Source organism: Thiosulfativibrio zosterae, from assembly GCF_011398155.1.
Lineage (GTDB): Bacteria > Pseudomonadota > Gammaproteobacteria > Thiomicrospirales > Thiomicrospiraceae > Thiosulfativibrio > Thiosulfativibrio zosterae.
The window spans coordinates 1,398,197-1,420,921 of the sequence record NZ_AP021888.1; the positions used below are offsets into that span (position 1 = coordinate 1,398,197).

20 protein-coding genes and 3 tRNA genes are annotated in these 22,725 nt (G+C 38.5%); 9 read left to right on the plus strand and 14 right to left on the minus strand.

What is annotated here, in order from left to right:
- Window positions 1-73 precede the first annotated feature (73 nt).
- Entirely contained in the window at window positions 74-628 is a 555-nt protein-coding gene (locus tag THMIRH_RS06425; protein ID WP_173291310.1) for a DUF3087 family protein, read from the plus strand.
- Here the strand turns inward: THMIRH_RS06425 and THMIRH_RS06430 are convergent.
- Genes THMIRH_RS06430 through THMIRH_RS06440 form a run of 3 tightly spaced genes read right to left on the minus strand, consistent with a single transcriptional unit; the run spans window position 625 to window position 3,777 of the window.
- Window positions 625-1,068, minus strand: coding sequence for a hypothetical protein (locus tag THMIRH_RS06430; RefSeq protein ID WP_173291311.1), 444 nt, complete (start codon window positions 1,066-1,068; stop codon window positions 625-627). The two genes, THMIRH_RS06425 and THMIRH_RS06430, sit on opposite strands and share 4 nt — an antisense overlap.
- A gap of 8 nt (window positions 1,069-1,076) precedes the next feature.
- Window positions 1,077-2,402 (minus strand): hypothetical protein, encoded by a 1,326-nt coding sequence (locus tag THMIRH_RS06435; protein ID WP_173291312.1) that lies wholly within the window; start codon window positions 2,400-2,402, stop codon window positions 1,077-1,079.
- Entirely contained in the window at window positions 2,389-3,777 is a 1,389-nt protein-coding gene (locus THMIRH_RS06440; protein WP_173291313.1) for a diguanylate cyclase, read from the minus strand. The genes THMIRH_RS06435 and THMIRH_RS06440 overlap by 14 nt, the downstream gene beginning before the upstream one ends.
- A 1,248-nt stretch (window positions 3,778-5,025) precedes the next feature.
- Between THMIRH_RS06440 and THMIRH_RS06445 the strand changes: the two genes are divergently transcribed.
- From THMIRH_RS06445 to THMIRH_RS06470, 6 genes are all read left to right on the plus strand, one after another.
- On the plus strand, window positions 5,026-6,570 hold the full coding sequence (locus tag THMIRH_RS06445) for a hypothetical protein (RefSeq protein ID WP_173291314.1): 1,545 nt from the start codon (window positions 5,026-5,028) through the stop codon (window positions 6,568-6,570).
- Window positions 6,571-6,792: 222 nt separating this feature from the next.
- Window positions 6,793-7,197, plus strand: coding sequence for a (deoxy)nucleoside triphosphate pyrophosphohydrolase (locus tag THMIRH_RS06450; RefSeq protein ID WP_173291315.1), 405 nt, complete (start codon window positions 6,793-6,795; stop codon window positions 7,195-7,197).
- Entirely contained in the window at window positions 7,185-8,018 is an 834-nt protein-coding gene (locus tag THMIRH_RS06455) for an HNH endonuclease (protein WP_173291316.1), read from the plus strand. The genes THMIRH_RS06450 and THMIRH_RS06455 overlap by 13 nt, the downstream gene beginning before the upstream one ends.
- A 1-nt stretch (window position 8,019) precedes the next feature.
- On the plus strand, window positions 8,020-8,727 hold the full coding sequence (locus tag THMIRH_RS06460) for a thermonuclease family protein (RefSeq protein ID WP_198415270.1): 708 nt from the start codon (window positions 8,020-8,022) through the stop codon (window positions 8,725-8,727).
- Window positions 8,728-8,821: 94 nt separating this feature from the next.
- A complete protein-coding gene (locus tag THMIRH_RS06465; protein ID WP_173291317.1) occupies window positions 8,822-9,178 on the plus strand; it encodes a nucleotide pyrophosphohydrolase in 357 nt (118 codons plus the stop codon).
- 2 nt (window positions 9,179-9,180) lie between these two features.
- Window positions 9,181-10,863, plus strand: coding sequence for a DUF2075 domain-containing protein (locus tag THMIRH_RS06470; protein ID WP_173291318.1), 1,683 nt, complete (start codon window positions 9,181-9,183; stop codon window positions 10,861-10,863).
- A gap of 195 nt (window positions 10,864-11,058) precedes the next feature.
- Here THMIRH_RS06470 and THMIRH_RS06475 read toward each other — a convergent pair whose 3' ends face one another.
- Entirely contained in the window at window positions 11,059-11,346 is a 288-nt protein-coding gene (locus THMIRH_RS06475) for a hypothetical protein (RefSeq protein ID WP_173291319.1), read from the minus strand.
- A gap of 323 nt (window positions 11,347-11,669) precedes the next feature.
- On the opposite strand from THMIRH_RS06475, the gene THMIRH_RS06480 reads away from it, so the two are divergent.
- Complete coding sequence (locus tag THMIRH_RS06480) at window positions 11,670-12,092, plus strand: helix-turn-helix domain-containing protein (RefSeq protein ID WP_173291320.1); 423 nt, start codon at window positions 11,670-11,672, stop codon at window positions 12,090-12,092.
- A 362-nt stretch (window positions 12,093-12,454) separates the two neighbouring features.
- On the opposite strand, the gene THMIRH_RS06485 is transcribed toward THMIRH_RS06480, so the two are convergent.
- The 9 genes from THMIRH_RS06485 to uvrC form a co-directional block, all read right to left on the minus strand.
- A complete protein-coding gene (locus tag THMIRH_RS06485) occupies window positions 12,455-15,319 on the minus strand; it encodes a hypothetical protein (RefSeq protein WP_173291321.1) in 2,865 nt (954 codons plus the stop codon).
- 283 nt (window positions 15,320-15,602) lie between these two features.
- A complete protein-coding gene (locus tag THMIRH_RS06490; RefSeq protein ID WP_173291322.1) occupies window positions 15,603-15,797 on the minus strand; it encodes a hypothetical protein in 195 nt (64 codons plus the stop codon).
- A gap of 192 nt (window positions 15,798-15,989) precedes the next feature.
- Window positions 15,990-16,877, minus strand: a complete 888-nt coding sequence (locus tag THMIRH_RS06495; RefSeq protein ID WP_173291323.1) for a DUF6387 family protein — start codon at window positions 16,875-16,877, stop codon at window positions 15,990-15,992.
- Between the two features lie 4 nt (window positions 16,878-16,881).
- Window positions 16,882-17,955 carry a tyrosine-type recombinase/integrase gene (locus THMIRH_RS06500; RefSeq protein ID WP_173291324.1) on the minus strand — a complete coding sequence of 358 codons (1,074 nt, stop codon included), beginning with the start codon at window positions 17,953-17,955 and terminating at the stop codon, window positions 16,882-16,884.
- A gap of 136 nt (window positions 17,956-18,091) precedes the next feature.
- Window positions 18,092-18,178 (minus strand) — tRNA-Leu (locus tag THMIRH_RS06505).
- A 71-nt stretch (window positions 18,179-18,249) separates the two neighbouring features.
- Window positions 18,250-18,323, minus strand: a tRNA-Cys gene (locus tag THMIRH_RS06510).
- Window positions 18,324-18,328: 5 nt separating this feature from the next.
- Window positions 18,329-18,403: transfer RNA gene (locus THMIRH_RS06515), tRNA-Gly, on the minus strand.
- 132 nt (window positions 18,404-18,535) lie between these two features.
- Window positions 18,536-19,111 carry a CDP-diacylglycerol--glycerol-3-phosphate 3-phosphatidyltransferase gene (gene pgsA / locus THMIRH_RS06520; protein WP_243831396.1) on the minus strand — a complete coding sequence of 192 codons (576 nt, stop codon included), beginning with the start codon at window positions 19,109-19,111 and terminating at the stop codon, window positions 18,536-18,538.
- 89 nt (window positions 19,112-19,200) lie between these two features.
- Complete coding sequence (uvrC, locus tag THMIRH_RS06525) at window positions 19,201-21,027, minus strand: excinuclease ABC subunit UvrC (protein ID WP_173291325.1); 1,827 nt, start codon at window positions 21,025-21,027, stop codon at window positions 19,201-19,203.
- A 70-nt stretch (window positions 21,028-21,097) separates the two neighbouring features.
- Here uvrC and THMIRH_RS06530 point away from each other — a divergent pair, with 70 nt between their 5' ends.
- The gene (locus THMIRH_RS06530; RefSeq protein ID WP_173291326.1) at window positions 21,098-22,027 is read left to right on the plus strand and encodes a S49 family peptidase; all 930 of its coding nucleotides are present in this window, start codon (window positions 21,098-21,100) and stop codon (window positions 22,025-22,027) included.
- Window positions 22,028-22,088: 61 nt separating this feature from the next.
- Here the strand turns inward: THMIRH_RS06530 and THMIRH_RS06535 are convergent, their stop codons facing one another.
- Window positions 22,089-22,679 (minus strand): CsiV family protein, encoded by a 591-nt coding sequence (locus tag THMIRH_RS06535; RefSeq protein WP_173291327.1) that lies wholly within the window; start codon window positions 22,677-22,679, stop codon window positions 22,089-22,091.
- Window positions 22,680-22,725: the final 46 nt, after the last annotated feature.

The following is a 22,725-nucleotide window of genomic DNA, read 5'->3' on the forward strand; positions in this document are numbered from 1 at the left end:
TAATACATTGTGCTTATGATCTTATCTAAAGATAATTTATGGCGTTCAGTTTATTTTGAAAAAGGAAACAATCATGTCATCTGAAAACTTTAAAATTCAAGATATCAGTCCAGAGCAATATCGCAAAAAATCACGCAACGCAACCCTCATTATTATGGGCATTTTTCTTGTCATAGGCTTTGCGATGGCCGTGTCTTTTGTGAACTGGTGGGGCGAATATACCCACAATCAATTGGTCTTAAATTTTATGGGCGCACTGGTGGGATTGGCCATTACGGCGATCATCGTCAAAACTTTTTTTATTAAACAACCTTGGATGGCCGAAGCAATGTATGGTGTGCGTCTTAAGCGTCATCTCATGATGGTTACTAATAAATTGCGCCCCGTTCAAGAAGCGGCAGAAAGCGGGGATGAGAACGCCATGAAGATTATGCGCTTTTATCATTTAGGGTTGACTCAAATGCATAAGTTTGAAAATAATCATACGGCTTTATTGGACATGGCCGCTGAAAAACAAACGCTAGAAAATCGTCTCATTGAGCACCAAATTGACCTAAACCAAATTGAGCTCAATCCAGAAATACTTGAACCTTATCAATATTCAGACAAACAATCAGATTCAGATTAAGAGTCGGGTTTTGTGTTTTCAAACAGGCTTTTATATTGTTTCATCACATTGAAAGCCGAGGTTTTAAAACGCACCGATACCTTTTGAATGGCCTCTTGCTTGGGTAAGCCGCTATCCATTAGCTGTTGCACTGCTTGAGCAATCGTGTCGTTATTGATTGCCGTATTCATTTGCGTATTTGGCTTTTGAAAAAACGCGGCCAGTAATTGTTGGTTTTTTTGGCTTTCGTCAAGTGCCAAGATAATTTGTTTCGCATAGTAGGGCAATACATTGTCTGGCAAAAGGCGGTGCTTTAATAATAAGGTCGCAATTCGAAAACTGTCGGTGTCAAACTCCACCACACCATTTTGCCAGCCTTTAATGAGTTCAGCGTGCTGACTCTTTAATTTTGTTTTTTCAATGGGATTCAGCGGGGTTAAATCAGTTGTTAATTCAATCATAATCTCAATTAAAACTCGTAGCGTAAAGAGGCGGTTGAATAGGCATTATCGTATCTGGGGTTAGAGCAATCTCTATCGTCATAACTTAAGCGAAGTTTAAGTTGCTTAGAAAGATTTGCACTATAAATGAAACCCCAAATACGCATATCGGTATTTAGCAAAATTTTATCAGGTGTTTGCGTTTGAATATAGCTTACCACAAGGGTTTGCTTAAGGTTTTTTGGGTAATAAAATGGCAGCTTAACCGCTAACTTTCCAGCTTGAGTGCCTGCAACCGCAGACGCTACCTGTCCCTCTGGGTTTAAAAAAGGGATACCGACAAATTCTGGATATCCACCCCAGTTACCAAATGCGGTGACTGTGTTTTCGTTGCCAGTATAGTGATTATATGCGGCAGAAAAAGTAATTTCTTTTGGTAAATATGTCAGATTGGCTTTTACACCAAAGAGTTCATAGTCGGCATTTAAATGTTTTGTTTCTAAAAAGTTTTTAAATTTACCAACAGCCGATACTTGATAAATTTGGGCTTGTATGGAAGCTTTAAAGGTTTCATTAAGCGTAAGTTTTAATTGCCCATCTGCATACCAAGTATTAAGCGTATCAACACCCAAATAATTCCATATTTGCAATGAATGGGTTTTGTCATATTGCCACCCCAGCATCCAAACCCCGTTGTGACCCACAACCGTTGATAAGTCAAGAATGTCACTGTTATCGGCATCAACTTGCCCCTGAGCATCCAAAGCCAATGAGGTATAAGCTTGCTGCGACATGCTTTTGAAATCTGAGAAACTCACCAAACTATCAAGGCCAGTCATCTTTTCTACATAAGAAATGGTTAGGCGTTGATTGTCAAAAGACTCATTGCTAAAGGTATAAGCTTGATAAAGGTTAGGGATAATTCGGTAATCGTAGGTTTCTATTAGCGGTGAAGATATTTCTTGGCGTCCCAAAATAAGCTCATTGTGATTTTTTTGATAGATCAACTGAGCTTCACCCAAAACTGAAAAAGGTTTTTTATCAATATCAAACATATACAAATCGGTTTCTTTGGCATTTTGGCTAGCCAATCCCAAATCCGTGGCGGTATAGCCCGCCAATTTGATTTTAAAGTCAGAAATTATCCCCGTTTCAACGCCTAATTTACCGCCGAAACCTGGTGTTAATTGGTCTAATCGACCACCTTTTTTGTCGTCATAAACCACCATGGATTTTGCAAAACCATAAACTTGAGATTGGCTGATTGCATCGATAAAGGTTTGTGCATAAAGAGCCGGGGCGCTCAATAAACCAATACAAAATAAGCTGACTTTTGAGGTTTTAACCACTAACAACTTGATTGCGCCCCTGTTTTTTTGCTAGGTAGAGCGCTCTATCCGCTCTTTCTATGAGCTGGTGGACTTCCTCATTATTTTGACAGCAAGCGATACCGAAACTGGCTGTTGTTTGATAATCATTTGCAAAGTGAAGGTCTTCAACGACCACTCTCAATTTTTCAGCATAGGTAAAAAGTCCTTCCAATTCAGTTTCTGGGCAAATAATCAGAAATTCTTCACCACCCCAACGACCGATAATATCAACTTCTCGGCTATGAGTTTGTAAGGTATTTGCAATGGCTTTCAAAACATCATCACCAAATTGGTGACCATATTGATCATTTACTTTTTTAAAAAAATCAATGTCCAGCAAAATAACCCCAAAAGTCTTTTGAGTTCGCTTAAATCTCATGTGCTCTTTTTCAAGAGTTTCATCGGTTTTCAATCGATTATAAAGGCCTGTTAAGCGATCCGTTATCGACAAAACTTCTAATTGTTTATTGAGCGAATTGAGTTTTCTAATCCACCAAAACAGTAACGCAAAAATTAAAAAAGAACCGATCAAAATTTGCAAAACTAAATAGATGTCAAAGCTTTTTTCAATTTTCACATTAATATAATTATTAACAATAGAATCGCGTTCTTGGAGGGTAATCGTTGCAATACCCTTATCTAAAATAGATTTTAAAATTGGCTGGTTTTTTAAAACCCCCATTCTAAGATGATTGGTATATTCAGGTACTTGCCCCGCAATTTTTAAGTTAAACCAACCTTCATTACGTATCGTGTAGGCAGCAATTATCAAAGACCGAATCGTTAAATCGGCTTTGCGTTGATCAATTAATCGGAAAGACTCTCTTTCATCTTCTGTGGTGATCATTTTCAGATTTGGATAATCATTTTGAATTCGCTCTTCAATCATGGTATCTCTAGGGACAGCAATTTTATGGTTACTAAGGCTATTGAGGTTTGCCACAAAACCATGTTCTTCGCGGGTAATAATGACATTGGGGTCAGACATCAAAGGTTGTGTAAAAACTAACCATTCTTCGCGTTCCGGCGTTTGATTTAAAAAGCTCATGGTTTCACACAAACCGTCTTTAGAGGCCTTAATGCTCTGGGCCCAAGTTTTAGTCGGATAGCGTGAAATGTTTATACCAATTCTATGAGAAAGAATTGCAATTAAGTCTGCCGAAATACCATAGAAATTCCCTTGTTGATCAATGGCTTCAAAAGGATACCAATCGGGATCGGTGCAAACATAAATTGATGGGTGAGAAGCGATGTAGTCTTTTTCTTGTTGAGTAAACTGTATATTGCTAGGCGAATTTTCTTCAGCAAAAGAAGGGGATACAAAAAAATTTATTAAAACAAGCAATATAATTTTTAGCATGAAAATGACTCAGGTTATTTACCTGTCATTTTAATTCAATTAAGTAAAACTTGGGATAAAAATAGAAATTTGACTTAGATATGATATCTAGAAAATGGTGCCCGGGGCCGGACTCGAACCGGCACGGAGTTTCCTCCGAGGGATTTTAAGTCGTAAACAATCGAATAATAGAGTTTTTTGATGTTACTTACAGTTCTTTATAATACCTTCAAATTCTTTGACTTACAAACTCTTTCAAGTAATTCTTCTTCACATGCATTACACATTAATATTTCCTTCATGTGTAAATATTGTCAGAAATTTACACACAAATTACTGCTGAGTATTGTGAGCCTATGGTGTTTACTGCTTAAAAAGTTTTAACTCTAATCTGTAGGGGGGTATTCGGTTAATGAATGATCTAATGCCATACAATGTTTGTGTGATCTTTTTTAATCTTATATCCAGTTTCAAATTCGGACTATCCAAGCGAAGATAACCACTCTCATTATAGGCAGGGTCAGGATTCGCCTTTAAATACTCTAAAAACTCCTCACGGCTCTTAAAGGTAATCCTTTCAGTACCTTTAGGCGTTGTTTAAAAAATGATTAGATGTGACATTCGCCTTCAATATTTCAATTCGCTCAGGGTCAGTAGATATCCAGAAACAACGTAATTGCAGTTTGAGAGTCTTGTCATGATTATTCTCAAAAAAGCACATAAATCTTTTAACTCAATGAAGACTTCTAATGTGTCTGTATTACCTGAACTACAACTTGCGCGGCTCGTGGACATTGGGCCCGGTCTAAATCAGACTATTTATAAATATATCTGAAGTCAAACAAGTGTGTACGTCTATACTTTTTGGGTAAAATAAAGCTTCCTGGTAAACATCGTTGTTATATCGACCAGTCAAATGTGCACTAAACTATTTTTAATGCACTGCCATAAGAAAAATTTCTAATTTTATTATTGGCCAAAAAATTGAATACCAAATGCACGTTAAATGCCTTATGGGTAGATAAAATTCGCTGGGATTTATCAGGGCAAAGATTCAATGAAATGTTAAGGAGACATATGATGATCTTCGAGTGGTGAATTAAATCCAGATAGAGTTTGTTAAATTCTAATTTTTTAGAACATCATGAGACGCTTCTAAATATGTTTATAAGTATTCCCTTTAGTCGCAAAAGCGAATGAAAGATTAAAGCGGGTTAGACAGTTGATTATTTGTATAGTCTGACCGATTCAATTATTAGTGAAGATTAAATGAAGCTAAAAGTACAATTTACAAATTTTTGGGTAGCACTACTTTTATTCACAGCAGCAATTTTCGTGATTTTTTTTGTGGTGCTTCATACTTGGGAGTCGATTGCAGGTTTTCTGGGATTATTAGATATCAACTTCGTTGAGAGCAAAGAAAATATTAAAGGTAATATTGTTGTCGACCCCGGTAAGTTCTTAGACTCAATCAGTAACTCATTGGGGTTAATTATCGGAGCTCCAGTTGCTCTGGCAGGCTCTGCTGTAGCGATTATTCTTGCACAAAGAGCATTGGCTGTATCCGAACGCCAAGAGTACAGTGATAACATAAATTTAATTGATGAAAAAGTAAGCGAATTAAAAGAATTGATTTGGAGTTTGTCAAAAGCATACAGAGAGTTTTCTAACAATGCTCAAAAGCTTACGATAAGCTACCATAACTATTATTTACTATTTAAAGATGATGAGCCTGAAAGAAAAAATTTTTTAGATTTATCTAAGAAGGTTGAAAATTCGCAGAAAGAATTTATAGATTGTTTTTTAAAAGCTGTGAAAAACCCAACTATCAATGAGTACATTAAGGATACAAAATATAGCTTATTTATCAATCAATTTATTGAGACTGTTTATAAAAACAATAGTTGTGAACGTTCTACATGGGGCGAACAAGAACTTTACCAAATTCCTGATTTAGCAGAGCTTGCTTTAAAGTTAGAGTTTGCATTTTGCGCAGATGATTATGAAAAAATGCTTGACGATTATTTTTCAGAGGTAAAAACAGCCATGCTTATTGGCCAAGGGAGTTTGGAGGGTTGGGATAAGGTTTATTTTGGATATTATACTTCAGGTTTTCATTTTTTTAAAGACAAGTCATCTTATGATTTTAATGAGCGCATTAAAGCCTCTATAATAAATTATTCTCCTGAAAAGTTTTTTATGGAAGGTGCTTTATTTAATAAGCAAGAATATTTTCTTTCAAGGTTCCGAGACGAACCTCTATTGAGCCTTGATGGCTCAGTCTACTACCCATATTCTGAATTTGTAAAGCTTGATTTTTATGACCCAGACGAATCATATGTATGGGATGAAATGGAAGGAGTTGTTTCAGATTTAAATTTAGGTTCTGCTTTTATTCTGGAGTTGGTAAACTTTTTAAAAATTGATAATGAAAAGTTAAAAGAACTTTTTATAAAAGGTAATCATCTTTTTTTTACACAGGAAAATAAATTGCTTAGAGAATTGGTTGATCGAGAATTCTCTACTATTCAGTTGACTTCTCTTCTACCCAAAAGAGTTTTTGATTATTTAGATTTTATAAAACATTATCAAATGTTTAACTTTGCAGATAGTAAGTTTGTTGGTTTCTATGAGATATTTGATTACATAGAGCTTATAAAAAAAGAACAAGATGTGTGGCCAGATGATCTTGAAACTATTACTAGTGAACAAGTTAAATTATTAGAATTGATTTTTGTAAGAAAGAAGAGAAATATTCCTAATGAGTCCGGACCTACTGATTTCGTTCAAGAAGATGATTTTCCTTTTTTTTAGTATTAAAGCATCTGTATTTTTATAAATCATAATAGGTTGTCAAAGACCTAACCTCTTATGGTTGATTTAACTTTAAATCTGGAGGCTATGAAGCCCTCAGTGCTTTATACTGCAGATATAAATCTTGGCCTCTCATGATCTAAAAACTCTTCGATGCCTTGTAGATATTCAAAACTCTAAATGCTGAGTAGGATGTAATACCTTGACCTCAGAAATATTAAAATGTCTAAGAATTTAAATATCAAACAAGTAACCGCAGCCATTGCGATACAAAATGGCAAGGTGTTAATAACTCGCCGGGCAACAAATGAAAAGTTAGCCGGCTTATGGGAATTTCCAGGCGGCAAGCTTGAAGCAAACGAAACACTCTTTGAATGCATTGAGCGTGAAATCAAAGAAGAGTTAGGTGTTCTGTGCTTGGCCAAAGAAATCTTCACCGAGGCCATTTACGAATATGAATTTGGAGCTATTAAACTGATAGCCATATTTATTGAATTTGAATCGACAGAATTTAAGCTTACTGTTCACGACCAAGCTGAATGGTGTTTTATAAGCGAGCTAGGGCAATATGAACTTGCGCCTGCAGATATCCCAATAGCAAAGGAACTCATTAAATGTCATCAATAGGCCTCTCAGAACTCAAGATCGGTAATATCCTTAATAATGGTGAGCTTTGTGAAGTTTTCAAATGCAGTCCCCAGGGAGGGATGAGACGTGCGCTTAAAACTAATTCACTCGTACTGATATCAAACCATGTTGATGCCATTTATGACGATCGTTGGGCAGAAGATGTATTGCACTATACCGGCATGGGGCAAATCGGCGATCAAAAGCTAGAGGGCAATCAAAACAAAACGCTTTATGAGTCAGAGAAAAACGGGGTTGATATTCACTTATTCGAAGTTTTTGAAGACAAACAGTACACTTACACAGGATTAATGGCCCTAGCAGATAAGCCATATCAAGAGATTCAGCCTGATATAGAAGGCAACCCTCGACTTGTATATGTTTTTCCTATTAAAAGGGCATTTGACTCCTCATATAAGCCTGCAAAAGAGCAATTCGAAAAGCCTTTTATTAAAAAACAAAAACAGGCGAGAAAGCTCTCAGATAAAGAATTATTAGCCAAAGCAAAACAAAACCCACATCAAGAACCAAGTTCTAGAGAAGTATCATCTAAGCAGTATATTCGAAGTCCTTGGGTAGTAGAACATGCGCTTAGGCAAGCGAACGGGGTTTGTCAACTATGCGATTCTCCGGCGCCCTTTAAGACGGTTGATGATAAACCTTTTCTTGAGGTCCACCACATCGTTTGGTTGGCAAACGGTGGTGCAGACAGCATCGATAATGCAGTTGCCCTATGCCCCAATTGTCATAGAAAAATGCACGCATTGAATATTCCAAGTGACGTACAAAAGCTCAAACTGAAAGTTAAAGGTATTACATGAAATGAATGTTTTCTCACCAATTATCATGATTACTTTAGCCTTATTTTGCGGCGTTTCATTAGTTCAAGCGGAAACCCTCACCGGCAAAGTTATTAGTGTCACTGACGGCGATACTATAAAGCTTTTGGTCAAAGAAGGTGACCATCAAACCCAAGTCAAAATAAGACTAGCCGAAATAGATGCGCCTGAAAAGAATCAGCCTTGGGGGCAGAAATCAAAACAGGCATTGTCTGACTTAATATTTGGAAAAATTATTACCGCTGAAGTACAAACAACAGATCGTTATGGGAGAAGGGTTGCTGACTTGTTTAAAGGGGAGTCTTGGATTAATGGAACTATGGTTCGTTCAGGACATGCATGGGTGTACACAAAGTACAGCAAGGATCCTCAAATAAGGGGGCTTGAGCAACAAGCTAAAGCAGAACGCTTAGGTTTATGGGGGCTACCTGAGCCAGAAAGAATACCGCCTTGGGAATGGCGACACAATAAGAAGAGTTCTTCGGCGACAGGAACTACTAGCTCATCTAGTCCAATCAAAAATTACCCAACCCAATCTAGTGTTCAAAGCCAAAGCAGAAAATGTGAGGGGAAAAGAACATGTGGGCAAATGACGTCCTGTTCTGAAGCATATTTTTATTTGAATCAGTGTGGAGTGGGTTCACTTGATAGAGACAGGGATGGTATTCCTTGCGAGAAGATTTGTAAATAAAGACTAATTTTTATATTGTCACGACATACTATCAGAATAATAATTATAGATCTTGAAACTTTTTTAAGTGTTTTGTGAAAAAACTGGGATACTCATGAATAAAAATTTAGATTTATCGAAAATTACATCTGAAATTAACAGCTTCAGAGACGATAGGGATTGGAAGAAATTTCACACAATTAAAAACCTATCAATGGCACTTTCCGTTGAGGCCTCTGAATTAATGGAGATATTTCAATGGGCCTCCTACGATGACTTAAGTAATTTAGTCGCTGAAAAGGAATTGGCTATTTCTGAAGAAATCGCAGATATATTCATTTATTTGTTACTCATTGCGAATGAGGCAAATATAGATATCGAGACAGCAGTTTTTAACAAAATGGCAAAGAACGCCAAGAAATACCCTATAGATAAGTCTAAAAGTTGCAGTAAAAAGTACTCAGAGCTTTAGTCATGTCATTTGAATTTATAGACAGAACCTTCATTTTTAGTTCTTTAACGTCCCAACAAATAACCTACGAATATCCTACTTACGTAAACTTTCCAGTTGTCTACATAATTTATTCTGAAAGTGAAGGGTTGGCATATGTTGGAGAATCAACAAATATTCCATTAAGGATCAAACAGCACTTAGGGAATGAGCAGAAAAAGGGTTTGAAAAATATTAAAGTGATTTTCAGCCATTTTTTTAATAAGTCAGCCGTGTGGGATATTGAATCAAATTTAATAAAGTACATGGGAGCTGATGGTACTTATAAACTTCTGAATGGTAATGATGGAATTTCTGGTCACCATTATTATCAAAGGCAACAGTATCACGAAGTCTTTAAAAATATCTGGAGTGGGTTGAAGCTAAATAATTTAGTCAAGACAGATTTACTAGATATCGAGAACTCTGATTTGTTCAAGTTTTCTCCATATAAAAAGCTTTCAGACGATCAATACCTTTCTCTAAAGGCATTTTTAGAGTTCACCGTTATGGGAAAGACTCAAACCGCCTTTTTTGAAGGTAGTGCTGGCACAGGTAAAACTATCCTAGCAATCTATTTAATCAAATTACTTTTGAATAATGTAAAAAAGGATGATTTAAAAGAGTCTTCTGAAAATAATTCATTAATAGAACTTGCAAATAAAGCAAAGCTTTCTCTTTTTATAGACCCAGAAAACCCAAAAATTGCTCTAGTTGTGCCCGTCAAGTCATTAAGAAAAACATTAAAAGGGGTATTTAAGAGCATATATGGATTATCACCCAAAATGGTTATTGGCCCTAGCGAAGTAACTAAGTTAAAGGACAAATATGACTTATTAATAGTTGATGAATCTCATCGACTTAAAAGAAGAAAAAATCTTGTAGGTTACGGTGCATTTGATACTACGAATATAGAGTTTGGATTAGATAAGTTAGACGGGACTGAATTAGATTGGGTTGTTTTATCGTCAAGGAGTATTGTTTTTTTCTATGATGATAAACAATCAATTAAACCATCAGATGTTCCAAAAGTTAAATTTGATCAGATTAAAGATCAATCAACTGTATTCAAACTCAAGTCTCAAATGAGAGTTCAAGGGGGTTCTGACTATATTGAGTTTGTTGATAAATTATTAAGCAATTCAGAGTCCTTGATTCCGTGGATTTCGGACGACTACGAAGTAAAATTATTTGAAAATATTCATGAATTTGTAGAGGCGATAAAGCAAAAAGAAGCTATATTTGGCCTGTGTCGTACTATTTCAGGATACTCATGGGAATGGCTTTCAAAAAAAGATAAAACTCAACCAGATATCACCATTGATGGAATAGAATTTTTTTGGAATAGAACAGACGAAGACTGGATAAACTCTACTAAAGATGTTTGCGAGATGGGGTGTATTCATACAACGCAAGGCTATGACCTAAACTATGCGGGCATTATTTTTGGGAGTGATATTACGTACAATGAGTATACCCAAAAAATAGAAATCATACCTTCAAACTACTTCGACAAAAAAGGTAAAGCAGGTGCTAGTGAAATCGAGCTACATGATTACATACTAAATATTTACAAAACAATTATGTACAGAGGTATTAAGGGAACATACGTATTTTGCTTTGATAAGAAATTAGAGAGTTATTTTAAGAAATATATTCCAGTTTAATTAAAAATAATTCAATTTAAACCTCAAAGGTTTATTTAGATTAAAGCAATTAATAGTTTAATATTCAACGATGAAAGACTTTAGAAGCATTCTATTTTATGCTGGGACTGGAGTACATGAAATCACAATAAAGGTCCTAGCTATTTAATAGACTAAACAGTAAAAAGGGACTTTTCTCTCAACATCTAAAGTTAGTTAATCCATAACTTTGTTATCACGCATCCAAGTCGGAATATCCAACAGCTCATCATTCGCATTCTGAGGCCGAATTCGCTCACTAAATGGAATGCCGAATACTTGCTTATGCGCGTTATTAATAATGGCTTGCAGATCCGTTTTATTAACCACATTCAAGACCAGTCCAGCCTCCATAAAACCCTCAATTTTAGGGTCCGACTTCTTACGCATGCCGCCATCTTTTATCAAGGTGTAATTCTCTATCAGTAACTGGGTTAAACGTTCTTGGTAGGGAAGGGTATCCATGGTCTGCTCCATATGTAAGATCAATAAAGATAAGTATCTTACTGTTTTTGATCGCCAAATATCAGCAGATGTTAAGCTATAAAAATAGAGTTACAAGTAAGTTAAGTTGTTGTTATTATTACATTTTAAGTGGTTTATGATATAATTAACTTGTTGAAATTAAACAGAATTAACCCAAATGAGCCTATACAAAATACGTCGCAAAATTCTTAATGTGATGCTCTTAGAAGCCTATGACAAGGCACAATCTGCAAAAGAAAAGATTGCTGCAATTAAGGTGCTGGGAAAAGTAAACGGGCTCTATCCACATAAAAGGAAAAAATATGACCATTATGTATGATCCCATCAAAGACCAACTCGACATCTATCTATTCGACAAAGACCATTTAGGCGAGCCTTTCAAACACGAATTGAACACGGATATAGAAATATGCCACTATGACCTAGAGCTACATGGCCCTAATTGCCCGCAGGTCATCAGTATTTCTAATGCATCACAACACGGTTTTTGGCCGATACAGTTAGCCAATTACAGCGGCAATCCTATCGCAGACCTACGACACAAGTACGGCTTAACTCAAGCGGATCTGGGAGCCATTATGAAGGTCAGCAAGGCCAGAATCAGTCAAATGGAAAATGGCGGCAATGTCAGTGTGGAAAACTTCGAGCGTGTGCGTAAGGCAGTAACAGGCTTAGCTTCCAGTCATTGGGCTAATAATAAGGTTACCACAGAGCTGCTCAGCTAAAGGCATAGCCAGCCGTTTAATAGGCTTGCGATTGGCCACCAGTCTGCTCACCTACGAGGCGGCAGTGCGTGCCGGTTAAGACTGCTTTACTTCTGTGATGCCGAACAACAAAAAAAGGCCACGATTGAGTGGCCTTAGTTTTTACCAACAATTTTTGATAGTTGGTCGATGTATCGATGTGGGTTAGGTGGGTTATGTGGGGTGGAATTTGCTTATAAGATAATTGATAATTTTAAAAACTATTTTTTTCACAGAATAAGAATTTACCCCACTTAACCCACTTTAACCTGCTCCAGCCCTTTAAATACAAGGCCTGCAGCTAGGTGGGTTATGCAAAAACAACCCCACTTTGACCCCACTATTTAGTGGGGTAGAGTAACACCTCCTTCGCTCGAACCTGCATCAAACCCCATAGCGACGGGCGAGATTGTAAGCCCTGGCTTAACCCGTGCAAGCGCAGAGGCAATTTGAGTTGCAAGATTTGCATCTAACACCTCAACCCAATAACTTTTAGAGCCACTGACATTAGTGCTTCTTAAGACAAGCCCCTTAGTAATGCGATCCACTCGGTAACTGAGTTGATTGCCAATGCTTCGGGCACTTTGAGCAGCATGTTGCCCTGCAAGCCCTGTTAAGGTTTCATAGACATTGGTCTCTGTCTCGCCAGCCATGCCGTTGCGGGCATGACGTATGTTATTGTGCAATTCACCAGCTTTAAAACGTTCTTGGTTAGGGTACAACTTGGCTAAGTTGTAAAGTAGCTCAAAAAGGTCATCAAGCTCTGGATTAGCTTGCGCATTTTTGAGCATTACCGTCATAGGATCAACCAACTTAGACTCGGGTAAAGTCCTTGCTAAGAATGCAATCGGCTGGCGGACTAACTTATCCCAGCTAGAAAAGGAAGCTGCGCGACCTTTTTCTTCTGGTGCACCTGCATCTATCCAGTATTGCACTAATGCCAACACTGACATAATGATTTTAGGTCGAGTTTCCCTAGCCAATTCAATCGGGTCAAAATCAAAAGTACGATTAATCGGTTGTTCAGATTGAGGATTAATACGACACATCAAAACCCGTCGACTCATATCGCCATTCATCTGCAGGTTATTACCCGTGAAGATAAAAACGCAGTTGTTAATAGTATCCTGCATGTGACTAATACCCAGTTCACGATCTGAATAGCCTTCTTGTGTTATGACCGAAGCCATAGAAGGTGAGTCAAATACACCAACCATATTGTCGAATATGGCAATCTGTTGATCGGCTATTAGGAGACTGAGCAATCGTTTACGGACTTCATCCTCCTTTCGACTATCCAGTGGTGCCATAGCGCTCACAATTTCGCCGGTGCCAATGACAGATAATGCAGTTGCCAGTAGCGTCTTGCCGGAACCTTGTAGCGGTGCATCAAAGCCAAAAGCAGGGCAAGTTTTAAGAATGGGTCGAAGTACAACACTAAATATAGCAGTAATAGCCACCGTAAGATCTGCGTTTGATTCGAACGGAAATTCACGGAAGGGCTCAAAGATCACTTTTAGGTGATGCAAGGCGCGCTGCGCGTCAATATTACGCTCAAAATCAGGGAAGTCATCCATGTTAAATACCCCCATAATTTCAGTAGAACTGTCATAACCGGGCTTTAGCATGGGTTTCAGATCGCCTCTGATAAGAGGGTGATCGGTAATTGCCTTCAAATGTTTCAAGCGATTGAGCTTGCCGACTTCGATGATGTTCTTAACAAGATTTTTACTGGGGTTAATGGGCTTACCATTCACCTCATAGTTAAAATTTAACCCAAGGAAGTGCTGCAATAAATGCTCATTAACAGGCACCATGCTCGTATTGTTTAACATGACCATATCATTGCCATGACAAAATATCTCTGAGCCCTTGCTTAATATCACTAAAGTATGCTCGACACCAACATCAAGCTGATTAGGTGCATAGGTCACCGTAAAACGCTTGTTGACTAGCTTAAAGGTTCTTTCGCCACGAGCAAAAGAATGAATGGACGGGTATTGTTGGTTAGAGTAGATTTTACCAACTGTACGACCGCCATCGTAGTCAGGCTCAATCGGATCTAAGCAGACCGCTCCATGATATTTAACCTTGTTAGACAAGATGTCATTAACAGTGGTAGGCTGCATTTCACCATACATTCGCACAACAATTGGCCAGTAACCCGGTAGATCAGCGCCATCTAAGGCCTTCTCAATTTCCGCTCTTACTACTTCAATATCGATTTTAGGATCAAATGCTTGAGCATCAGCAAGCTTATTTTCGATATAGTCTTTACGGATTGCATCTGCCTTAGATCTTGCCAATAACTTACCATTAGTCATTAGGTCACTAACACGATGAAGTTCAGCATCAGAAAGGTCAGGTAATGCGACCCTAGTATCGAGTAAAGGTTGCATACCTTTAATGAAGTCAGGCTCACCGCGTCGCTGCTCCAATGGGGCTACGCAGTGGGCTCCTGCAGCAAAATCTAAACGACTGGGCTGGTATACCGTCATGTCAAACGGCACACGCTCAAGCATAGTGCCAGCGGTTGTGATTTTGATATAACCATGTCCAGCAAGCCATAGTCTTTGCTCAATCACTTTAGCTGCACGAGGAATGTCAGTGCCATCAGCAACCATAATATAGATACGCTGGCCACTAACACCGCTGAGCTGTTCATCCGTATCCTTGTTGTAAATCAAAGAAGATGATGACCCCCACCACAAAAGGTCAACCGCCTTAACTCCTGGAACGTTAGAGCGTAGCAGATCTATTAAATAGTCTTTGCTTAAGGCACCTGCACCATCTTGAGGATCATAATCCAACATCATAATTGCAGGACCACATGGCCATCCAAAGTGTTCATTAGTACGACTAATGTAACCCGTCTTATCAGCAAGCTTATTGTAACTAGATGAAGTCACAACGGTTGCATCCGTAACACCATTTATGGGGATACCATAGGTTAGGGCTTGATGACTTTTGAGCGACACAAGGACTGCCTTAAAGTCGCTTAAATTGTTAAAAGTCTTAACCTCAGCTCGCCCATGAATAAGCTGTGCAGTTGGGGTTTTGACGATTTTGTCATCAACCAACTCTACTTTTTTGGTAAGTATTGAAGGGTTATTGGAAGTAATAACCGTAAAACGAGCAGCAGAATGAACGCCTTGCCAGTTGATAATGTTCATATCTGTGCTATCATTAACTTGTATAAATTTTGCCATGAGTCTAATCTCCTATATTGGCATTTAAATTGAATGTCACATACTTGTAATATGTGACACTTTAAAGCTGCGAACGGTTTAAACCCCCGTCAGCACAGGGCTTGAGTAGTGTTAAGCTAGTTAAGTCATATTTGAACCTCCGAAATTTTTTATAATTTTTTGGTGGGTTTGCTTCTGCTTTTATTACCCCTAGTCGCCTAGGCGATGGGGGCCAACCCTGATTTCGTTTTTTGCGGAAACGAAAATCAGGATTGGAAAAAGTGGAAATCAGTGATTATTCACTTCATGATAGATACCACTCAAAAAATCTTTCTGGGTTAACAAGACGACTCTTTCCTTTCGAGTTAAAAACGATTCCTTGGTCCCTTAACTCATAAAAGTTACGGTCAATCATTCTTCTTATTGCTTCTGGTTTAACGCCTATCTGAGGCGCAAACTCTTTAGCAAACGTTACGATCGGCTTAACTTGAATTTGCATTAGTTTTAGCTCCTGTGCATTAATTGAATAATCCATACCGGCAGTTTATTGCTGTTATGGTCTGTTCTTTGGGTTCGGTTTAAATTATGGCGGAGTTGAAATTTGATTGCTGATGTGTAGAGTTAAGAAAAAATCTTAAAAAATTAACGATTTTTTTATTGACACAAAAAAGCCGCTAAAAAGCGGCTTGAATTATCTCTTTAGTATGAATGATGGTGGCTTGGAAAGGTCAATGCTCATTATGATATTGAGCAAAGGTTCTATTGTGTTCGTATATCCGGATTCGTTTCTGTCTTTACCTAGCTCTGCATAATGAACTAAAGTTTTCCTAGCAAAACGTTTAGGTTTATTTACTGCCTCATAGAGCTTCAAATCTAGGTAAGCTAATAATGAATAATTAATTACATCTGACATTTTGATTAGTTTTTTTTTGGCCTCACCATAAACAACCAAGTTATTAGCCTGCCTTTTTCTATCAATAATAAGCTTCAACTCTGAGAAAATTTGTTGGTCACTTGCAGTAACATCAATTGTTATATTAACTAAGTCAACAGGAAGGGGGGTATCTAATTCATTTCGTTTAATTAAATAGAAATCTTCAGGTGAAAATTTTTCGCCATTTACTTCATTAACAAAGCACTCGTAAGGATTGTGTTGTATTGAAAAAAAGCTCGCTTCAATCTCTAAATGCGGGTCATTATAGATTTCATTCGGATTTGCAAACCATTCATCTAATGAATGTAGCTCTATGGTTAAGTTGCTTTCTTTAACGCTTCTAACATCAACTTCAATATAACTCTCATTTTCAAGATCGTTTTTTACATTCCCCATATCCAAAGCGCCAATTTCCAATATATATTTTGGAACTTGAATTAAGGAGGGTGGTATAGAAAGCGGGTTGTCGATGAGTTCGTTTATGGCCTCTTTAGAGCGCGCTAAATCTGTAGAAACTAACTCAAACAAGGTCCGCCTAACCCAAATAAGTTTAGCGAGCCTATCTAGTTCGATACCAAAAAGATCATATTTTTTTGCACTGAAAGACTTAGGTGGTTGCCTAATTTTCTTATTTTCATATGTCATATCATTATCCAGCCAAATAATTAACATCTCGTTTTAAAACAGTACTAACAATTTTAGCATGGTGAGCATAACGGTTCGTCATTTGGACTGATTTGTGATTAAGGGTTTGCTTAATATCTTCCAATGAAAACCCATCTTCAAGCATAGTGCTGGCGGTAGTGTGTCGTAGGTCGTGGATCCTTAAATTTGACGGCATATCAGATGCTTCTTTTGCACGTTTCCAGTAATAGTCAAAGTTTACCATTGGTTTTTTGGGGTTGTTAGGTATTGGGAAAACCCAATTTGAAAGAGGAGATTGCATCTTAAATGCTTTAAGCATTTTGACAGTTTCACTACTAATCAATATCTTATGGTCATCACCGTTTTTAGTGTTTGTAAGCAAGACAAATCCTTTTTTAAGGTCTACATTTTCCCATTTCAACTTAGCAATTTCGTTTCTACGTGCACCAGTAGTCAGGAGTAATGTTAATAATACCGGTAATCCAATCCAGCCAGCATTTTGAGACGCAATTAATAAGTCTGCTTGTTGTTGTTTAGATAGAAACACTTCTCTACCTTTAGACTCCTTGCGTCTAACAATACCGATGGTTGGATTAACAAGTTGTAGTTCTCGATATTTGCGTTGTTGAGCCGCCCATTTGAAAAGGCTTGATATTGCAGCTTGATATCGATTTATTGTGGGGCCAGCTAATGACTTTCTCTCTGCGATATCATCAAGTGCATTCTCGACCATAATCCGAGTTATTACATTGATCGGAGTATTCCCCCAAAAATCTAGAAAGTAATCTAATTGCTTTTGTGCGTGGTCACATTTAAGGCCTAAGTTTGCTGACTGGTAGTCCTGAACAACCTGAAAATAAGTAGGTGTTTTAGCTCGAATTTTAAGTTCGTCAATCTGTGTAAGCTCAGCTTTTGCAATTTTGCCAAGTGTTGTTTGGGTATTTGCGTGATTGATAAGACTTAACCAATCGTTTGCTTCTTGAAGCGTAGGAAAAGATTTAGAGTAGCGTTCACCATCAATCATTTTATTGACGCGATAACGAGTAGAGTTTTTAGTTTGATATTTAGAAATCGACATTTTGTAACTCCCGAAAACGGAGTCAAAAACAACAATTACGCATGAAATTACACATTGATGTTTTGACTAGAATTATGTTAAGTTTTAAGTCGAACCCAAAAAACAAAAATTATTCAATCAAATCAACGAGTTAAAATGGTGCCCGGGGCCGGACTCGAACCGGCACGGAGTTTCCTCCGAGGGATTTTAAGTCCCTTGCGTCTACCGATTTCGCCACCCGGGCATGGTGTCCAGTTAAAGAAATTAACTGAGTAGTGTCAAATTGTAATTACGATAAAACCATTTAGGAAATGATGGAGGCGGAGCCCGGAATCGAACCGAGATCCACGGATTTGCAATCCGCTGCATAACCACTCTGCCATTCCGCCGAAAATGGAGCGGGAAACGAGGATCGAACTCGCGACCCCAACCTTGGCAAGGTTGTGCTCTACCGCTGAGCTATTCCCGCTTCGTAATGTGTGCGTATTATAGGGGGCTCAAAGGAAAATACAAGGTTTTTTTTAATAAAAATGTCATTTTTTGATAAAAAAATAGCGGGGTTTAATCCGCTAGTTTTTAAGCTGATGTTTTTAATGAATTATCAGTTTTTTGGGTCGCTGTTCATAATAACAGGTAGGGCTGCTTTAGTGTATTGAACCCAAGTGATTAAAGTGAGTGTTGCTGCAAAATATAGCATTGGGAAGCCTAAATATCCCCAATCAATCCCCCAAAGCTCACCACCATAAATTAACCAGGTTAAAGCGGCCAGTTGTGAAGATGTTTTTATTTTACCTAGATTGGATACAGCAACCACTTCGCGGGCATTGTTTTCTGCCATCCATTCTCTGAGTGCTGAAATGCCTATTTCACGCATCATGATAATAATGGCAGATAGAATGACCCACAGGTTGTCATGATATTCAGCAGCCACCACAATTAAAGCGGCACTGACAATCAGCTTGTCGGCGACTGGGTCTAAAAAAGCACCTAGTTTAGAGCTCACACCGAGCTTTCTGGCAAGATAGCCATCAAACCAATCGGTGATGGCCGCAATCATAAAGGCTAAGCCTGCCCAAAAACGCGCATCTTCGATGGGCGCATAGTAACAAATGATAAAAACGGGTATTAGAAAAACTCGTGACCAAGTCATGAGCATGGGTAGGGATTTTAGGTTCATACAACAGGCTTTAATATCTTAAATTTTAAACAGCGATTAATTTGTTGAATATTATCATAATTGCTTAACAAGGCGTTAAGTCTTGAGATTTATATTTCACCATGAAAGAAGTCATAAACTTTTTCGGCAATGCTTTGACTGATTCCTGGAACTTTAGCGAGCTCTGAAACGGCGGCATTTTTTACTTCAGCCAGCCCGCCAAAATGCGTTAGTAATTTTTTGCGTGTTTTGGGACCCACGCCTGGAATATCTTCAATTTGCGAATGGGTTTGGGCTTTTTGTCTTCTAGAACGATGACTGGTAATGGCAAAGCGGTGCGCCTCATCCCGAATATGATTAATTAAATGAAGCGCTATATCATCCGCTTCTAGGTCAATGCCTTCCTCGTTATAGGGTGTATACAGAATTTCTAACCCCGCTTTTCGACCTTCGCCTTTGGCCACCGAAACCAGCGGCAGGTGTTCTAAGTCTAAGGATTTTAATACCTCGATGGCTTGGGTTAGCTGACCTTTACCGCCATCCACCACAATTAAATCGGGAAGTTCCGCATTTTGAGTTTTGAGTTTGGCATAACGACGACTCAAAACTTGATGCATCGCGGCGTAATCGTCGCCCCCCGTAATCCCCTCGATATTAAATTTTCGATAACGATTGGTATCGGGGACACCTTGATTAAACACCACACAGCTGGCAACAGTTTGATTGCCTTGGGTGTGGCTGATGTCAAAACACTCCATATAATTGGGTGCTTTTGCCAACATCAACACTTCTTTTAAAGCGTCGACGCGCGATTGTTGTGAGGCTTTTTGATTGAGATGTTGCTTGAGTCCAGACAAGGCATTGGTAACTGCCAATTGAACCAATTGCTTTTGCCCAGTTTGCTTGGCAACTTGCAGTTTTACATCACGATTTTGCTTGTCAGAAAGCCACTTTTTTAACCAGGCCTGGTCTTCTAAGTCGGTTTTAACCAATATTTGAGAGGGAATGGGGTGCTCAAAATAATGATGCGTGATAAAAGCCGTGATGATTTCTGATTCACTTGAATTGTGTTCAATCTTTGGAAAGCTGTTTTGACTTCCCCATAAATGCCCACCGCGATACATCATTAAAGTAAGACAAGTTTGGTTGGCTTCGGTTGCTAAAGCGATAACATCAATATCTTGATCAGTTGGTTGATTAATTAAGTGCTGATTTTGGATAGCGCGCATCGAGGCAATTTTGTCGCGAAACTCCGCGGCTAACTCAAACTCTAATGCTTCTGATGCGGTTTGCATTTTTTGCCCTAAAGATTCAATCACTTCAAAACTTTTACCGGCCAAAAAGTTTAAGGTATTTTTAACATCTTCTTGATAATCCGCATCAGACACCAAGCCCGCTACGCAGGGCCCAGAGCAGCGTTTAATTTGATATTGCAAACATGGGCGTGAGCGATGATTGAATACCGAGTCAGCACATTGGCGCACCTGAAAAATCTTTTGCATACTGTGCAAAGTTTGATGCACGGCAGCAGTATTAGGAAAGGGGCCAAAATAGTCGCCTTGGCGTCGTTTAGCGCCACGGTGATAGCTGAGTGCGGGATATTTTTTGTGCGTTGAAACATAAATATAGGGGTAAGACTTATCATCCCTAAACAAAATATTGTATTTGGGCATGAGTTTTTTGATGAGGGTGTTTTCTAAGATTAAGGCTTCACTCTCGGTATCTGTGACGATGGTTTCGATACGAGCCACCTGTGAAACCATGGATTCAGTCTTGATATCGGTATGTTGCTTATTAAAATAACTCGAAACACGACGCTTAAGGTTTTTGGCTTTTCCGACATAAATAATTTTGTCGGCTTCATTAAACATTTGGTAAACGCCAGGGCGTTCGGTTAGGTTTTTTAAAAAGGCTTGTATATCGAATTTTTCAGTCATGGGTTTTCAGGTAGAATGCCGTTTAATCTATTATTGATGTTAAATTATAATTGTTTTGAAGGATAAAGAGATGGAAGACAATCAACAAGGTTTGAATCGTCTGGCTAAAGCGGCAGAGATTTTTATTAAACAAGAGCGCTGGAGCCGCCGTTGGACCAATTTACTGAAGCTTTCTGTTATCGCCTATTTTGCGGTTTTAATTTGGATGATGACCGCACAGTTTTCACCAGAAGTTGAATCTATGAGCGGCAATGAGCACCTAGCCGTTGTTAAACTAGATGGTCCAATTATGCCTGGCACAAAAATCAGTGCTGAAGCTTTTAATCCTTTATTAGAAGAAGCCTTTAAAGACAAACAGGCTAAAGCGGTGGTGATTCAAGCCAATTCGCCTGGCGGCAGTCCGGTTCAGTCAGCCATGATTAATGATGAAATCACCCGCTTAAAGGCGCAATATAACAAGCCGGTTTATGTGGTGGTTGAAGATATGTGTGCTTCAGGCTGTTATTACATCGCCGTTGCTGCAGATAAAATTTATGCCAATAAAGGTTCTATTATTGGATCTATAGGCGTGCGAATGGACAGCTTTGGTTTTACCGGTTTAATGGACAAGCTCGGTATTGAAAACCGCTCTATGCATGCTGGTGAACACAAAACCTTTATTGATCCGTTTGGGCCTAAAGATGAAGCGGGCAGACAATTTTTTCAAGAGCGTATTTTAGAAAGAACCCATCAACAATTTATTGAAACGGTTAGAAAAGGCCGTGGCGACCGAATTAAAGAAACCCCAGAAACTTACACTGGATTGGTTTGGTTAGGAGATGAAGCCGTTGAAAACGGTATGATTGATGGCCTAGCGGATATCGGTAAAGTAAAACGCGATATGGGCTTAGAGGATGTTCGCGTGTTTGAAGGTGAGAAAAGCGTTATGCAACAGTTGATGGGCGATTTGGGATCGGAAGCCTCTTTGAGCTTTCAGCAGTTTTTAACCACCTTAAAGTAATCTTTTAAAGATACAAAAAAACCGAACTCAGTTCGGTTTTTTTGTTTTTAAGGGTTTTAAATTAATCTTCAACCGGCTGAACTTTTACCAAAGCACCAAACAGCGGATGGTCTATGTAATGAATTTCATCTTTCAATACTTTACGAGATTCTTTCAAATAAAAGCGCCATACAGGGGGCATGCCTACCATAGGCTCGACTATTTCCATTTTTTGTTGCTTTCCCAAGTCATCTCTGACTCTGCTCGGAATGGCTTTATCAACCTGAAACTCAACATCTATATGCGGATAACGCGATTTATAAAATAAAAAATCGCCTTTTACTTTAGAGGTCCATTCCGTTTCTGGGTAGTTTTCAAACGAAATGCGTGTTGCCTTTTCTTCTGGCAAGCCGTAAACCGCATAGGCTTGATGCATTAAAATTTTGTAACCAATCTCAGGTTTTAATTTTTTGGCTTGGGATGCCAGCATCAAATACTTATCATTAAGGGGCTCAGCGGGCACGCTACCATCTAGGTCTATATCGGTATCAATCAATGGCCAAGTTTCTTCTGTCCAACCGCGTATGGCTGTGGTTTCAAAAATTAAAAGTTCTACTTGGTATTTGGGATACGGCTGACTATTTTTGTCAGATGCCATCGTTGCTAAGGGCAATGTGGCCCAAGCAGCGAATATAACAGGAGTTAGTGAGCGTAAGTTC

What these genes read in the sequence shown, in the direction of transcription:
- THMIRH_RS06480 (WP_173291320.1), top strand. Translation starts at nt 11,670, where the DNA reads ATGACCATTATGTATGATCCCATCAAAGACCAACTCGACATCTATCTA.
- uvrC (WP_173291325.1), bottom strand. Translation starts at nt 21,027, where the DNA reads ATGACTGAAAAATTCGATATACAAGCCTTTTTAAAAAACCTAACCGAA.
- THMIRH_RS06490 (WP_173291322.1), bottom strand. Translation starts at nt 15,797, where the DNA reads ATGCAAATTCAAGTTAAGCCGATCGTAACGTTTGCTAAAGAGTTTGCG.
- THMIRH_RS06475 (WP_173291319.1), bottom strand. Translation starts at nt 11,346, where the DNA reads ATGGATACCCTTCCCTACCAAGAACGTTTAACCCAGTTACTGATAGAG.
- THMIRH_RS06450 (WP_173291315.1), top strand. Translation starts at nt 6,793, where the DNA reads ATGTCTAAGAATTTAAATATCAAACAAGTAACCGCAGCCATTGCGATA.
- pgsA (WP_243831396.1), bottom strand. Translation starts at nt 19,111, where the DNA reads ATGAACCTAAAATCCCTACCCATGCTCATGACTTGGTCACGAGTTTTT.
- THMIRH_RS06445 (WP_173291314.1), top strand. Translation starts at nt 5,026, where the DNA reads ATGAAGCTAAAAGTACAATTTACAAATTTTTGGGTAGCACTACTTTTA.
- THMIRH_RS06425 (WP_173291310.1), top strand. Translation starts at nt 74, where the DNA reads ATGTCATCTGAAAACTTTAAAATTCAAGATATCAGTCCAGAGCAATAT.
- THMIRH_RS06530 (WP_173291326.1), top strand. Translation starts at nt 21,098, where the DNA reads ATGGAAGACAATCAACAAGGTTTGAATCGTCTGGCTAAAGCGGCAGAG.
- THMIRH_RS06495 (WP_173291323.1), bottom strand. Translation starts at nt 16,877, where the DNA reads ATGACATATGAAAATAAGAAAATTAGGCAACCACCTAAGTCTTTCAGT.
- THMIRH_RS06440 (WP_173291313.1), bottom strand. Translation starts at nt 3,777, where the DNA reads ATGCTAAAAATTATATTGCTTGTTTTAATAAATTTTTTTGTATCCCCT.
- THMIRH_RS06460 (WP_198415270.1), top strand. Translation starts at nt 8,020, where the DNA reads ATGAATGTTTTCTCACCAATTATCATGATTACTTTAGCCTTATTTTGC.
- THMIRH_RS06485 (WP_173291321.1), bottom strand. Translation starts at nt 15,319, where the DNA reads ATGGCAAAATTTATACAAGTTAATGATAGCACAGATATGAACATTATC.
- THMIRH_RS06465 (WP_173291317.1), top strand. Translation starts at nt 8,822, where the DNA reads ATGAATAAAAATTTAGATTTATCGAAAATTACATCTGAAATTAACAGC.
- THMIRH_RS06430 (WP_173291311.1), bottom strand. Translation starts at nt 1,068, where the DNA reads ATGATTGAATTAACAACTGATTTAACCCCGCTGAATCCCATTGAAAAA.
- THMIRH_RS06455 (WP_173291316.1), top strand. Translation starts at nt 7,185, where the DNA reads ATGTCATCAATAGGCCTCTCAGAACTCAAGATCGGTAATATCCTTAAT.
- THMIRH_RS06500 (WP_173291324.1), bottom strand. Translation starts at nt 17,955, where the DNA reads ATGTCGATTTCTAAATATCAAACTAAAAACTCTACTCGTTATCGCGTC.
- THMIRH_RS06470 (WP_173291318.1), top strand. Translation starts at nt 9,181, where the DNA reads ATGTCATTTGAATTTATAGACAGAACCTTCATTTTTAGTTCTTTAACG.